This window comes from Collinsella aerofaciens (genome assembly GCF_041537385.1).
GTDB lineage: Bacteria > Actinomycetota > Coriobacteriia > Coriobacteriales > Coriobacteriaceae > Collinsella > Collinsella aerofaciens_BV.
Map to the genome: position 1 here is coordinate 600,093 of NZ_JBGORS010000001.1, position 13,575 is coordinate 613,667.

Genomic DNA, 13,575 nt, shown 5'->3' on the forward strand with positions numbered 1-13,575 from the left:
GTCATTTGTCATACTCAGCTACCGTCTTGCTACTGAGCGGTCGCGGTCGCGTTGGCGCCCGCGGCTGCATCCTGCGAAAAGTCAAGTGTAACGCTCTCGCCGGGCCCCACCATGCCATAAGCACCCGCAAGGTCGCGAATGCGCGTGTCGGCGCCATAGACCGAATGCATGACCTCCAGGTCGGAGCTCTCATCGGTCGCCTTTTCGAGCGTGTTAGTAAGCTCGGCGTTGCTGTTGAGCACCTGGGCCGTAACGCCGGCGAGCGCCACGCGGGCGACGCCGATCGTCATGAAGATAGCCGCAATGATGCAAAACGTTTTAAGAACGCTCATGAAAACCGGGCTTACCGCCTGGTTTGCCTGACGGCCCGCGCCCGTGTAGACATCAAAGCGCGGCGTACGCTGCTCACGGGGAGCAACGGGGGCCTGCGGCGTCTCACGATAGGCGGGCATGGCGTTCATATCATAGGCGAGTGCTGCGCTTGAAGTGTTGTAGCCCATGATATGCCGCCTCCCATCCCGAGTACGTTGGTAGTGTGTTTAAGCTTCGTTTATGGTGCGAGCGGGAGGTCCAATATCGCGCGGTCGCGCCTACAGACGCTGCGCCACGCGGATTTTGGCCGATCTCGCCCGAGGGTTGCGCTCAACCTCATCAGGCTGGGCAACCAAGGGTTTGCGGGTGATGACCTTGAGTATCGGCACGTTGCCGCACACGCACACCGGAATCTCCGGCGGACACGTGCACCCCTGGCTCATCTCCTTAAAGTGATTCTTTACGATACGGTCCTCGAGCGAGTGATACGAGATGACGCAGATACGTCCGCCCGGGTTGAGCCACCTGGTGGCGGCATCAAGCCCTCGTTCGAGCACATCGAGCTCGTGATTGACCTCGATGCGAATGGCCTGGAAACTTTTCTTGGCCGGATGTCCGCCATGCCGACGAGCGGCAGCCGGGATACCCGCCTTGATGATCTCGACAAATTGGCCGGTGGTTTCGATCGGTTCTTGCTCGCGGCGGTGCACGATCTCGCGCGCGATCTGCGAGGCGAACTTCTCTTCGCCGTAGACGCGTAGAATCCGGGCGAGGTCGTGTTCGTTATAGGTGTTGATGACCTCAGCTGCGTTTAAGGTGTTATTACCCGGATCCATCCGCATGTCCAATGGGGCGTCCTCGTTATACGAAAAGCCCCTGCCAGGGATATCGAGTTGCGGTGACGAAACGCCCAAATCGAACAGGAAGCCATCGACCCCGGGCACCTCGGCCGAGCAAAGCAGCTCGTCCAAGTCGCCGAAGTTGCCCTTCAGCAGCTGGTGCGGAACGCCGGGAACCTCGCGGTCCAGACGAGCGCCAGCGGCCTCGAGGGCCATGTCGTCCTGATCGACGCCGAGCAAAAGGCCCGTCTCCCCCACCTGCGCGGCCATCTTTACCGAATGGCCGGCACCACCAAGGGTGCAATCGCAGACAACGGAGCCGCTCTTTAGCCGCAGCGACTCAAGCACTTCGCTGAGCATGACAGGTTCATGCCGATATTCTTGTGTCAAGATCCCACGCTCCATCCGTTACCCGTGCCTTGCCCTTACGAGAAGAAGAGGTCCAGCAGGGCCTCATCGTCATCGTCCTCATCGGCCGCGGCGCGATCCCAAACCTCAAGGTGGTCGTAGTTGCCCACAACCGTGACCTCGCGGTCGAGGTTCGCCTGCTTGCGGAGAGACTCGGAAAGACCGATACGACCGGCGCTGTCCACGTCCATCGACGTGGTGCGCTTGTTGATCGCCCTCATGAGCTTCTGGTCGTTAATGTCACGCGGGTTAAAACCCTCGTGGCCCTCACGACCCGCGAAGAGTCCTTCGACCCACTTATCGAAGGCCTCGGCAGAGAACACGTACAGAGCATCGACATCCAGGGCTTTGAACACGCGAACGTGCTCTCCAAGCTCCTCGCGAAGGGGTGCAGGCAGGGACAGACGACCTTTTGCATCGAGATTGCGCTCGTATGCACCAGTCATTCCCATGTGCGCCCTCCCCTCGGTTACTCAGATGGCACGTACGCGGGGAACCACCCCGCCTGTCGACGTCATTAATAATATGGGGAACCGCCCCATTTTTCAACACCTTTCCCCACCCCTTCCCCCACCCCGCCCCACCACTCCACCCACCATATATTGCAAAACACCCCCAATCATATGTTCGTAAACACAATATGTTGTGTTTACAGCAACGGCGGGATGCCACCTGTGGCACCCCGCCTTTCAACCTCAACCTTCAAGTTGACCTTGAGGCGATTTTTGCGTCCCTTTACATGGCGTTCACATCGCCCCCAAACTCCCCCACCCAAGGCACGTGCGGCCCACCACCGCGACGACAAGTGGCGAAAAATGGGACGGGCCCCAGATTGCCCATGCGCGCGCAAAAGCACGCAGCGGCAATCTGGGGCCCGTCCCCAAATACCTATAGATATGCAGGCCAGCGATGTGTTAACGATGTGCCAGCGGGTGCGCCGCCAGATAGACCTCGGTCAGTTGCGTACGATCGACATGCGTGTAGACCTGCGTGGTCGATATATCGGCATGTCCCAAGATCTCCTGTAGCACACGGAGGTCTGCGCCGCCCGCAAGCATATGGGTGGCAAAGGAGTGGCGCAGCGTATGGGGATGGAGCCCCACCAGCCCTACCTGGCGCCCGTAGCGCTCACAGATGGCATGGATGCCCTGGCGCGACAGACGGCGGCCGTTCTTATTTAAAAAGACCGCCGAGGTCTCGGTTCCGCGGGCATGGGCCGCCAAGCGAGAACGCCCCTCAGCTACATAGAGCGTCAGAGCTCGCGCCGCGCTTCCCACCAACGGGGACAGGCGTTCCTTTGAGCCCTTACCGCGAACGAGTACAAAACCATCGTCGATATGGATATCGCCCACATCGAGCCCCACCAACTCGCTCACACGCAAACCGCATCCGTAGAGCACTTCCAAGATGGCATGGTCGCGCAAGCCCATCTCGCCCTCGGGGAAGTCTTGATCGAGCAGCGCCGAGACATCCTCCACCGATAGATACTCCGGCAAACGCTCAGCCTTTTTAGGCAGGCGCAACGCCGCCGTTGGATTTTGGGCCACAGCCCCATCGCGCACCAAAAAGGCATGCAGGCCCTTCACGGCCGCAAGCGCACGCTCCACCGAGGCATCGGAATAGCCCCCATCGCGACGGTCGGCGACAAAGCCCTCCACGACCTGACGAGTCACCTCATCAAAAGACATGATGCCCGCCCGCTCCAGATAGGCGCAGTACGTCGTCAGGTCACGACGATAGGCCGCAATCGTGTTGCGCGCCAAACCCCGCTCGACCGCGAGGTAATCGAGATACTCCCCCGCCGCCACGGCGAGCGACGAGGGAGTAGCTTCGGTATGTTCTTTGTTCGCCGGCACCCTTAGTCCGTAGCGAGGTTCATGGGCGTCACCTGCAGGCGATCGACGCCCTCGTGCTGACCGATCGAGGCACGCACGAACTCTCGGAACAGCGGCTGCGGGTTGGTCGGACGGCTCTTGAACTCGGGGTGAGCCTGGGTTGCCACATACCACGGATGCACGTCGCGCGGCAGCTCGACCATCTCGACCAGGCGCTCGTCGGGCGAGAGGCCAGAGATAACCAAGCCGGCGTCCTCGAGCTGGTCGCGGAAGGCGTTGTTAAACTCAAAGCGGTGACGGTGACGCTCGTAGACGAGATCCTCGCCATATGCCTCGCGAGCGAGGGTATCGGCGGCGAGCTTGCACGGATAGGCGCCCAGACGCATGGTGCCGCCCTTCTCGGTCACATCCTCCTGCGAGCTCATCAGATCGATGACGCTAAACGGACCGTCCGGGTCGAACTCGGAGGAGCTGGCGCCGGCAAGGCCGACGACGTTGCGGGCGAACTCGCACACGGCCACCTGCATACCCAGGCAAATGCCCAGATACGGAATCTTGTGCTCGCGGGCAAACTCGGCCGCGAGGATCTTGCCCTCCAGGGCGCGCTTGCCAAAGCCGCCGGGGACCAGGATGCCCGAAGCGTCGCCCAGAACTTCGGAGACATTCTGCTCGTCGAGGCTCTCGCCGTCGACCAGCTGGACGTCCACATGGCGATCGTAGAAGACGCCCGCATGGTGCAGGGCCTCGATAACCGACAGGTACGCATCGGGCAGCTGCGTGTACTTGCCAACGACGGCGATCTTCACCTTGTCGGCGTGATGGTTGGCGTGATTCTGTTTACGCAGGAACTCGTTCCACTCGCTCATGTCGCGCTCACGCGGGTCCAGACCCAGGCGCTCGCAAATGCGCAGGTCAAAGTCCTGCTCGGCAAGCAGCTGCGGAACATCGTAAATGCTCGCGCAGTCCTCATTGGTAAAGACGCAATCGGTGTCGACGTCGCAGAAGCTTGCGATCTTTCCGCGGATAGCGTCATCGATATGGTGGTCGGAGCGCAACACGATAATATCGGGCTGGATGCCAAAGCTGCGGAGCTCCTTGACGGAATGCTGCGTGGGCTTGGTCTTGACCTCGTGGGCGGCGGCGATATAGGGAACGAGCGACACGTGGATGTAGCAGACGTTCTCGGGGCCGGCCTCCTTGCGGTACTGACGAATGGCCTCGACAAACGGTTGGGACTCGATGTCGCCGATCGTGCCGCCCAGCTCGGTGATGACTACATCGGAGCCGGTCTGCTCCTCGATGCGGCGGAACTTATCCTTAATGGCATTGGTGACGTGAGGAATCACCTGCACGGTACCGCCCAAAAAGTCGCCGCGACGCTCGCGGGCGATGAGGCTTTTGTAGATGGCACCGGTCGTAAAGTTGGAATCGCGGGTCAGGTTCTCATCAATAAAGCGCTCGTAATGACCCAGGTCCAGGTCGGACTCGTAACCATCCTCGGTTACAAAGACCTCACCATGCTGGAACGGGCTCATGGTACCGGGGTCGACGTTCAGATACGGGTCGGCCTTCTGCATCGTTACTTTGTAGCCACGCGACTTGAGCAGACGGCCCAGCGAGGCCGCGGTGATACCCTTGCCCAGGGACGAAACCACGCCACCGGTTACGAACACATGCTTGGTCATATTGAGTTACCTGCGCTTCCCGTAGAAGTTGTTTATCCACATCTTACGGGTCTTCATTGTAATACTCGCGCCGCGGACCGTCCGCAATTTTTCTCGCGTGCGATTGCATTTCTCAATCTTGAAACAAAACGCCGCCCGGTTTCCCAGGCGGCGTCGTTATGGCAAGGGTTACATGCTGCTATCGATCAGCAACCTCGTCCTCAAGCATTTCTTGAACGAGCATGCCGGTACGGACGCCCTCAAGATACCACTCACCACGTTCGGTGAGGCAAATGCCATTTGCAAGCTGACCGCCATTGTCGCTATAACGCGAGACGACATCAATCATACCTTCGGAATCCAAGCGATCGATTGCGGCGCGGGCACGATACGGCGAAACCCCCACGCGCTCGGCAAGCGTTTTGCGCGAGAAACCATACGGCCCGCCATTGTCTTCGGTTTGCTGGTCGATCTCCATCAACACCAGCACCTCGACACGCTTCATATCGTTAACACTCGCACGACCCTTGCCCGCCATAGCAGCCTCCTCAAACCGAGCACGAGCATCTAACGCGCCGTGCGCGACCGACACACCTCACGATGGCAGGTAATATCCATCATGCGGCATCCCGCTAAGGATGAAACAGTTACGGTTATTGTATACCGCTCAAATTGTTTCTAGGCAGGTAAACAGCTATTTTTCGCCGAAATAGACGCTTTATTGATCAAAAAGCCGTACCGGGCGCTAACCCGATACGGCCAAAATGCAATGCAATTACCGCAGTGCTTCAAACTTAGCGATGGAAGAAACCGCGGCGCTCAAACTTGGGCTCGCAGCACACGTTGATGCCCAACTTGCGCAGTACCGTCTCGTCCGTCGGCGAGATAATCACGCTAAAGAAGGCATCGCAACCGCGCAGCTGTTCCAGGCCCGAAAGGACGCGAGCGGCCGTCTCACTCGTGGCCGAGGTGATCGACAGCGCCATAAGCGTCTCGTCGGTGTGGAGGCGCGGGTTTTTGCTGCCCAGGAAATGCGTCTTGAGCTTGCTGATGGGCTCGATCGCCTCATCGCTAATGACCTCGAGCTCAAGGTCGACGCCCGAGACATGCTTGAGGGCGTTCATAATGAGCGAACTTGCGGCGCCCAGGCGCGTGGAGGTCTTACCGGTCACCACGGAGCCATCGGGCATGACCATGGCACCCACGGGACCACCCGTCAGCTGCTCCCTGGTGAGGGCCGCCGAGCGCGCCGGTGAGTAGTTCTTATCGATGCCGGCTTTCTTCATAATAATCTTGAGACGGTCGACTTGCTCATCGCCCACGCCGGTACGGCGCACATTTTCGACCGCGGTAAAGTAGCGGCGGACGATCTCCATCTTGGAAGCGTCGCGGCAGGCATCGTCATCGGTGATGGCAAAGCCGACCATATTGACGCCCATGTCCGTAGGGCTCTGGTAGGGGCTCTTGCCCAGGATCTTTTCCATCAGGGCACGGACTACCGGGAAGGCCTCGACGTCGCGGTTGTAGTTGACCGTGGTCTTGTTGTAGGCCTCCAAGTGGAAGGAGTCGATGATGTTGGCGTCATCGAGGTCTGCCGTGGCGGCCTCGTAGGCAATATTGACCGGATGCGTAAGGGGCAGATTCCAAACCGGGAAGGTCTCGAATTTGGCATAGCCGGCGGCCGTGCCATGCTTGTGCTCGTGATAGAGCTGAGACAGGCAAGTGGCGAGCTTGCCCGAGCCAGGGCCGGGCGCCGTCACGACAACGAGCGGTCGGGTGGTCTCGACAAACTCGTTCTTGCCATAGCCATCGTCGGACACGATCAGATCGACATCGTGCGGATACCCCTCGATGGGATAGTGCAGCTTGGCGGGAATACCGAGCGCGTTCAGGCGGTTGCGGAACACATCGGCAGCGGGCTGGCCGGCGTACTGGGTGATGACCACGGCCGCGACGGCAAAGCCGTTGCCGCGGAACAGGTCAACCAAGCGCAGCACATCCTCGTCATAGGTAATGCCAAGGTCACCACGAGCCTTGTTTTTCTCGATGTGGTTCGCGTTGATCGCGATGATAACCTCGACATCGTCGGCTATGCTCTTGAGCATGCGAAACTTGCTGTCCGGCTCAAAACCCGGCAGCACGCGGCTCGCGTGATAGTCGTCAAACAGCTTGCCGCCAAACTCCAAATACAGCTTGCCGCCAAACTGCGAGATGCGCTCTTTAATATGAGCGGCCTGCAGCTCGATATATTTCGCGTTGTCGAAACCCTGGCGCATGTATGGCTCCCGTCCCGTTTCGTAAATTAAGTTCCTACGCGATTATAACGGAGCAGACCCTCCCCGATGCCCAGGCCATCAACAGGCACCAACCAAACATCCGTCAAACATCTTGTCGGACATATTTGGTGCAAACTAACCTGACCCCATTGCACCGCCCCATTACACCAACAACGGCAACATCGCAGGTGGAGCATAAGTCAGCGAACGGGCACCAGAGCGAGCAAGCTGCCCCCCTGCACCAACAATGGCAGCGCCGCAGGTGGAGCAAAAGTCAGCGAAAGCCCGCCAGAGCGAGCAAGGTGACGTGAAAGAGGAGGGCATAGGCCTTTTGGCCATGCCCGACGATTGAACGTCAGATTGCCGCTCTGGCGGGCTTGCAGCGTCGACCGGTTCCGCGGTTTGGTAAAACCGCGGAACAAAAAAGCGCCCCCTCCCGCGCACGGAACGGGAGGGGGCTAAAGGTAGGAGTCTACCGGTGGGTTGACCCCACCGGACAGACGATGACCAGGTGATCCTTTACAGGATCGTCAAGGTTTCCGTGGGGTACCCGTGGGGTACTTAGATCAACACGCAGGCGACGGTCAGGATGATGGCGCAGACGACGGAGAGCGCGACGATGAGCTTAAGGGCAAACTTGAGCCAGGTCGTCCACTCGATCTTGGCCAGGGCGAGACCGCCCATGATGGCGCCGGAGGTCGGGGTGAACAGGTTCACGACACCGATGGCGGCGGAGAAGATCATGACCATGACCTCAGGCGAGAAGCCGAGCTTAACAGCCAGCGGTCCCATGATGGGCATGGAGACGGTAGCCATACCAGAGGTCGAGGGAATCAGGAAGGACAGGCCGAAGTAGACCAGGAAGCTCATGGGAGCGAAGATCACGCCGGACAGGCCAGCCAGAGCATTGGCGGCAGCGTCGAGGACGTAGACGTCGAGGCCGGTGTTAGCCATGAGGACGGAGATACCACGGGCGAGAGCGATGACGAGAACAACGGACATCATGTCGGCAGCACCGGTGATGAAGGTGTTGACGATCTGCTTCTCGGACAGGCCACCGATGATACCGATCAGGACGGCCATAAGGAAGAACCAGGTGGAAGCCTCGTCGAAGTACCACTGACCAATGGGCAGGCCGGTGATCAGGGCAGACCAGCCCTGGACGACGGTGTTACCGTCGGCATCGTAGACAGCGCCGGCGTCGAAGAAGTTGGCGACGCCCTCGTTGAGGTCGGCCAGCGGAATGAAGCCGACGATCATGACGACGAAGGTGAAGGCGAAGGCGATCAGAACACCCTTCTGACGACCGGTGAGCTTGACCTCCTTGTGAACCTCGGAAGCAGCCTTGCCGTGAGCCTCTTCGGCGTCCTTGAGCTCCTGCATCGACAGGATGGTGGAACCCTTATCAGCCTTGACCTTCTTGGCATAGTTCATCACGAAGACGATGGACATAGCGGTAGTGACAATCCACAGGACGGCACCGAGGCCGATGATGATGGACTGATTCACGGCAATGTCAACGCCGGTCAGAGCGTCGACGGCAGCGCCGACGGCGAACGGGTTAACCGTGGAGCCGAGGCAGCCGCAGCCAGCGCCGAGCAGGACGGTAGCGGCGCCGACCATAGGGTCGAAGCCAGCGGCCATCATGGTAGCAGCGAGCAGGGCGTAGAAGGGAACGGTCTCCTCGCACATACCATAGGTGGTACCACCGAGGGAGAAGATGAGCATCAGCACGGGAATGAGCATAATCTCGTTGCCCTTAAGCTTCTGCACCAGAACGGCGATGCCGTTGTCCAGGGCGCCGGTCTCGGTCATCATGCCGAGGAAGCCGCCCAGGATCATAACGAAGAGGCAGACGGGCAGAGCGTCAGCGAAGCCCAGGATCGGGGCGGTGCAGAAATCGCTCAGACGGGCGGCAGTAACCGCGCCGCCGGACGTGCCGGAGACGATAACGGTAATCACTGCGACAATTGCCAGCAGAGCAAGAAGAATGGTGAACGATGAAGGCATACCGCGCTTTTTCTTAGCGGTCTCAGTCATAGTTCTCATCCCCCCTTCATAAATCATTTACTGATCTCGCCCGAAGCGGCTCTTCCGTGCCGTGCCTGCCGCTTGATGCGAGATTATTACCAGATAAAACCGCTCGGGGTGTGCAGCAATACACCCCGAGCGAGATGCTAGACGCTCTTACTTGAGCGTGGCGTACATGACAGCCTTGATGGTGTGCATGCGGTTCTCGGCCTCGTCGAAGACCTTGGAAGCGGGGCTCTCGAAGACCTCGTCAGTGACCTCCTGCTCGGTGATGCCGAACTGCTCGCACTTCTCGGCGCCAATCGTGGTGTTGGTGTCGTGGAAGCTGGGCAGGCAGTGCAGGAAGATGGCGCCCGGGTTGGCCATAGCCATGACCTCGGAGGTAACACGATACGGGGTGAGCTGAGCGATGCGCTCGGCCCAGACCTCGTCAGGCTCGCCCATGGAGACCCACACGTCGGTGTAGATAACGTCGGCACCGGTGACGCCGTCCTTGACGTCGGTGGTCAGCTTGATGGTGCAGCCGTTGGCCTCGGCGATGGGCTTGCAGGCCTCGATGACGTCGTCAGCGGGCATACACTCCTCGGGGCCGCAGGCCACGAAGTTCATGCCGAGCTTGGAGCAGACGACCATGAGGGAGCGAGCAACGTTGTTCTTGCAGTCGCCCATGAAGACGAGGGTCTTGCCCTTGATGTCGTAATTGAAGTTCTCCTGGACGGTCAGGATGTCGGCGAGCATCTGAGTGGGGTGCCACTCGGTGGTCAGGCCATTCCATACGGGCACGCCAGACTTAGCAGCGAGCTCCTCGACGTCGTCCTGGGCAAAGCCACGGAACTCGATGCCGTCATACATGCGGCCGAGAACGCGGGCGGTGTCCTCGATGGACTCCTTCTTGCCCATCTGGGACGAACCGGGATCGAGGTAGGTGACGCCCATGCCAAGATCCATGCCGCCGACCTCGAAGGCGCAGCGGGTACGAGTGGAGGTCTTCTGGAAGAGCAGAACGATGTTCTTGCCCTCGAGATAACGGTGCGGAACGCCAGCGCGCTTCATGTCCTTGAAGTTCTTGGAGAGCTTGAGCAGGTACTCGATCTCCTCGGTGGTGAGGTCGAGGAGCTTGAGGAAGCTACGGCCGGAGAGGTTAACACCCATGGTTCGAATCCTTTCGAAGAAATGAATTACGTAAGTATTAGTGTTGCCCGTTTGACGGGCGAAACCGGTGCGGTTGTAGGGGGACCGCACCGGAAACGGAAAGACTTAGAGGTCCTCGCGCCAGAAGGGCATGCTCATGCAGCGCGGGCCGCCGCGGCCGCGGGAGAGCTCGGCGGAGGGCACGACGAGAAGGTCCAGGCCCTCCTTGTACAGCACGTCGTTGGTGACGGTGTTGCGGGCGTAGACGCAGATCTTGCCGGGCTCGACGCACAGGGTGTTGGAGCCGTCGTTCCACTGCTCGCGGGAGGCCGCGATCGGGTCGCCGCCGCCGCAGGGGATCAGCTTGACCTGGTCGACGCCGGTGGCGTCCTCCAGGACGTGCTCGAGGGTGTCCTCGATCAGGCGGATGTTCACGTCGCCCGGGTTCTTGCCGGCGGTCAGCTCGTAGACGCGCAGGGTGCCCATGATGGCGGGGTGGATCGTGAACTTATCGACGTCGATCTGGGTGAAGACCGTGTCGAGGTGCATGAAGGCGCGCGAGACCGGGATGTCGAAGGCCAGGATGCGCTCGACCTTGGAGTCGGAGTTCCAGAAGATGTTCTGGGCCATGACGTCGATAGCGGCGGCCTGGGTGCGCTGGGAGATGCCGACGGCGAGGGTCTTCTCGTTGATGTTCAGCACGTCGCCGCCCTCGGTGTGGAACTGGCAGTCGCGGCGGAAGTACAGGGAGACGTCCTTGTAGTCGGGGTGGTACTTGAAGACGTACTTGCCGTACAGGGTCTCGCGGTTGCGGGTGACCGAGTACATGCGGTTGAGGTTGACGCCCTCGCCGACGACCGCGAACGGGTCGCGGGTGAAGTAGAGGTTGGGCATCGGGTCGATGATCAGGTCGGACTCGGACTCGGAGTTGACCAGGGAGTCGAGGGTCGTGGACGCCGTGAGGGGCATGTCGATCTCGGCCTTGGTCATGCCGGCCATGGTCTTCTTGACGAACTCGAGGTTGTCCTCGATGGAGTCCAGCTTCTCGCGGACGATCTGCGGCATGTGCTGGCCGCGGATGCCGGCCTCGGCGATGTACTGGTCGGTGAACTCGGCGCGGGCGCCGGGGACCTGGTCGAACACCTCCGCGACGAGGTTCTCGAGGTAGAGGACCTCCACGCCCTGGTCCCTCAGGATCTGGGCGAAGGTGTCGTGCTCCTGCTGTGCGACCTCCAGGAACGGGACGTCGTCGAACAGGAGTCGCTCGAGCTCGTCGGGCGGCAGGTTGAGGAGCTCGTCGCCGGGACGGTGCAGGCAGACCTTCCTGAGCTTGCCGATCTCGGAAGGCACGTGCAGACCTTTCGTCATGGCCTCCTACCTTTCTTTCGGGCCCCTGTCAGGGCCAATTCGTTAGCGCCCCTCCGTGTGAGGCGTTATTGCTGACGACATATTTATATCCAAAATCAGTCCATACTTCCACCTCGCCCCCGAACGGTTTTATATGAGGGGTGAACGGCATACACATATACTTCACGCATGGCACACTTTGATTTAATAAAGTGTATTTACGTGCTAAAACGCGTTTTCAATCCAAATAGCAAATGGAACTTAACTTTATTAAACCACCCTCAAATTGCATATTTCTAATAAAGCTATGAATAGAATTAGCGATTCATGCCGCGTCTCAACCATTTTCATTTTTATTCAGAAAAAAGTTTGTCCTATTCATTTCTGGTAAACAAATTACCGTTTACCAGACGCTTGATACCGTTCACCGGAAGCTCAGTATAAGGCCCAGCGGATACTGGATCGCTTTACGGCCCCATTTGTAACAACTTGACTTCTCGGTATAGAAAAACGAACCCGCTTCCCCTAGGGAAACGGGTCCGTTTTCGATTATCTTCGTCCTATTTGGATAAGGCCCTCGAAGATCATCGGAATCCTAGCGATCGAACTCCGCCAGCGCCTCGCCCAAAAGCCTCAGGCCCTCGCGAAGAACGTCCTCGCTCGCGCAGTAGCCCAGGCGTGCGCCGCTGGGGAGCTCAAAGCGGCTGCCGGGAACCAGCAGCACTCCCCTCTCAGCCAACAGGCGCTTGCAGAACTCCTCGTCGTCCTCGGGAATATCCAGCTGGATAAACGAGGTGGACACGCCCTGCGGGGCCGTCCAGGACACGCGATGCTGCGTATCGATCCAAGCCTGCGCGATATCGCGGTTGCCAAACACGATCTTGCGGTTGCGCTCGAGAATCTTGTCCTTGTGCTCGAGCACGTAGGTCGCCAGGGCGTCGTTGAACACGCCGCCGCAGATCATGGTGTAGTCGCGAAAGGTGCGGATACGGTTGGACACCTCTTCGTCGGCCACGACCCAGCCCACGCGGGCCGCAGGCGTCGAATAGGTCTTGGACACCGAGTTGGTGACGATGGCCTTCTCGTACACGTCGACCATCGACATAAAGGAGTCAGTGTTTTCGAGCGGTAGATACACCTCATCGCACAACACGTAGGCGCCCACCGAACGGGCGATCTCGGCAATCTGGCCGAGCATATCGGCATCGAGCACCGTACCGATGGGGTTCGATGCGTTGTTGATGCAGATGAGCTTGGTGGTGGGGCGAACCAAGCGCTTGAGCTGCTCGATATCGGGCTTCCAGCCGAGTTCCTCGCGAAGCTCCCAATACTCGACCTCGGCGCCCAGCGTGCGCGGGATCTCGTAGAGCGGCGCGTAGGTGGGCCACTCGGCGATAACATGGTCGCCGGGCTCGACAACAGCCATGATGGCGTTGAGGTTAGCGCCCGTGCAGCCGTTGGTCTGCAGGATATGGTCGGGATTGGCCTCACGACGATAGAGCTTGGCGACCTCGGCCTTAAACTCCGGCGAACCCTCGATCCAGCCGTAGTTCATCTTCTCGCGGTCCAGGCGCTCGTAGAACGTGGCACCGTCCTGCTCGTCGAGCTCACGTAGCTCGCCCATGGTGAGCGACGAGATCGTCGACTGGGCGATGTCCCACGTGGCGCTCTTCTCCCAAACGTTGAGCCATTCCTCAACGCCAATCGTCTTGATGTCCATGGCCAAGCTCCT

11 protein-coding genes are annotated in these 13,575 nt (G+C 59.6%); all 11 read right to left on the reverse strand.

The annotated features are described in order from the left end of the window. Positions 1-29: 29 nt before the first annotated feature. Positions 30-500: a hypothetical protein gene (locus ACEG18_RS02725; protein ID WP_372541151.1), complete on the reverse strand. Its 471-nt coding sequence runs from the start codon at positions 498-500 to the stop codon at positions 30-32. Positions 501-590: 90 nt separating this feature from the next. Then, positions 591-1,556 (reverse strand): 16S rRNA (cytosine(1402)-N(4))-methyltransferase RsmH, encoded by a 966-nt coding sequence (gene rsmH, locus ACEG18_RS02730; protein WP_372541152.1) that lies wholly within the window; start codon positions 1,554-1,556, stop codon positions 591-593. A gap of 20 nt (positions 1,557-1,576) precedes the next feature. Then, positions 1,577-2,011, reverse strand: a complete 435-nt coding sequence (locus ACEG18_RS02735) for a division/cell wall cluster transcriptional repressor MraZ (RefSeq protein ID WP_006234269.1) — start codon at positions 2,009-2,011, stop codon at positions 1,577-1,579. A 462-nt stretch (positions 2,012-2,473) separates the two neighbouring features. Then, a complete protein-coding gene (xerD, locus tag ACEG18_RS02740; protein WP_197032823.1) occupies positions 2,474-3,415 on the reverse strand; it encodes a site-specific tyrosine recombinase XerD in 942 nt (313 codons plus the stop codon). A 2-nt stretch (positions 3,416-3,417) separates the two neighbouring features. Beyond that, entirely contained in the window at positions 3,418-5,079 is a 1,662-nt protein-coding gene (gene pyrG / locus ACEG18_RS02745; RefSeq protein WP_055252564.1) for a CTP synthase, read from the reverse strand. A gap of 178 nt (positions 5,080-5,257) precedes the next feature. Then, positions 5,258-5,596 carry a helix-turn-helix domain-containing protein gene (locus ACEG18_RS02750; protein ID WP_372541153.1) on the reverse strand — a complete coding sequence of 113 codons (339 nt, stop codon included), beginning with the start codon at positions 5,594-5,596 and terminating at the stop codon, positions 5,258-5,260. A gap of 256 nt (positions 5,597-5,852) precedes the next feature. Next, positions 5,853-7,334, reverse strand: a complete 1,482-nt coding sequence (locus ACEG18_RS02755) for a DUF1846 domain-containing protein (protein ID WP_006234276.1) — start codon at positions 7,332-7,334, stop codon at positions 5,853-5,855. Between the two features lie 561 nt (positions 7,335-7,895). Beyond that, a complete protein-coding gene (locus tag ACEG18_RS02760) occupies positions 7,896-9,383 on the reverse strand; it encodes a YfcC family protein (RefSeq protein ID WP_372541154.1) in 1,488 nt (495 codons plus the stop codon). Positions 9,384-9,521: 138 nt separating this feature from the next. Beyond that, the gene (argF, locus tag ACEG18_RS02765; RefSeq protein ID WP_006234279.1) at positions 9,522-10,517 is read right to left on the reverse strand and encodes an ornithine carbamoyltransferase; all 996 of its coding nucleotides are present in this window, start codon (positions 10,515-10,517) and stop codon (positions 9,522-9,524) included. Positions 10,518-10,622: 105 nt separating this feature from the next. After that, positions 10,623-11,864: an arginine deiminase gene (arcA, locus tag ACEG18_RS02770; protein ID WP_099431519.1), complete on the reverse strand. Its 1,242-nt coding sequence runs from the start codon at positions 11,862-11,864 to the stop codon at positions 10,623-10,625. Between the two features lie 574 nt (positions 11,865-12,438). Next, entirely contained in the window at positions 12,439-13,563 is a 1,125-nt protein-coding gene (locus ACEG18_RS02775; protein ID WP_372541155.1) for an aminotransferase, read from the reverse strand. Positions 13,564-13,575: the final 12 nt, after the last annotated feature.

Excerpts from the sequence above, each read along its gene's own strand:
- ACEG18_RS02755 (WP_006234276.1), bottom strand. The coding sequence starts at position 7,334 with ATGCGCCAGGGTTTCGACAACGCGAAATATATCGAGCTGCAGGCCGCT.
- ACEG18_RS02760 (WP_372541154.1), bottom strand. The coding sequence starts at position 9,383 with ATGAGAACTATGACTGAGACCGCTAAGAAAAAGCGCGGTATGCCTTCA.
- ACEG18_RS02775 (WP_372541155.1), bottom strand. The coding sequence starts at position 13,563 with ATGGACATCAAGACGATTGGCGTTGAGGAATGGCTCAACGTTTGGGAG.
- arcA (WP_099431519.1), bottom strand. The coding sequence starts at position 11,864 with ATGACGAAAGGTCTGCACGTGCCTTCCGAGATCGGCAAGCTCAGGAAG.
- rsmH (WP_372541152.1), bottom strand. The coding sequence starts at position 1,556 with ATGGAGCGTGGGATCTTGACACAAGAATATCGGCATGAACCTGTCATG.
- ACEG18_RS02735 (WP_006234269.1), bottom strand. The coding sequence starts at position 2,011 with ATGGGAATGACTGGTGCATACGAGCGCAATCTCGATGCAAAAGGTCGT.
- ACEG18_RS02750 (WP_372541153.1), bottom strand. The coding sequence starts at position 5,596 with ATGGCGGGCAAGGGTCGTGCGAGTGTTAACGATATGAAGCGTGTCGAG.
- argF (WP_006234279.1), bottom strand. The coding sequence starts at position 10,517 with ATGGGTGTTAACCTCTCCGGCCGTAGCTTCCTCAAGCTCCTCGACCTC.
- ACEG18_RS02725 (WP_372541151.1), bottom strand. The coding sequence starts at position 500 with ATGGGCTACAACACTTCAAGCGCAGCACTCGCCTATGATATGAACGCC.
- pyrG (WP_055252564.1), bottom strand. The coding sequence starts at position 5,079 with ATGACCAAGCATGTGTTCGTAACCGGTGGCGTGGTTTCGTCCCTGGGC.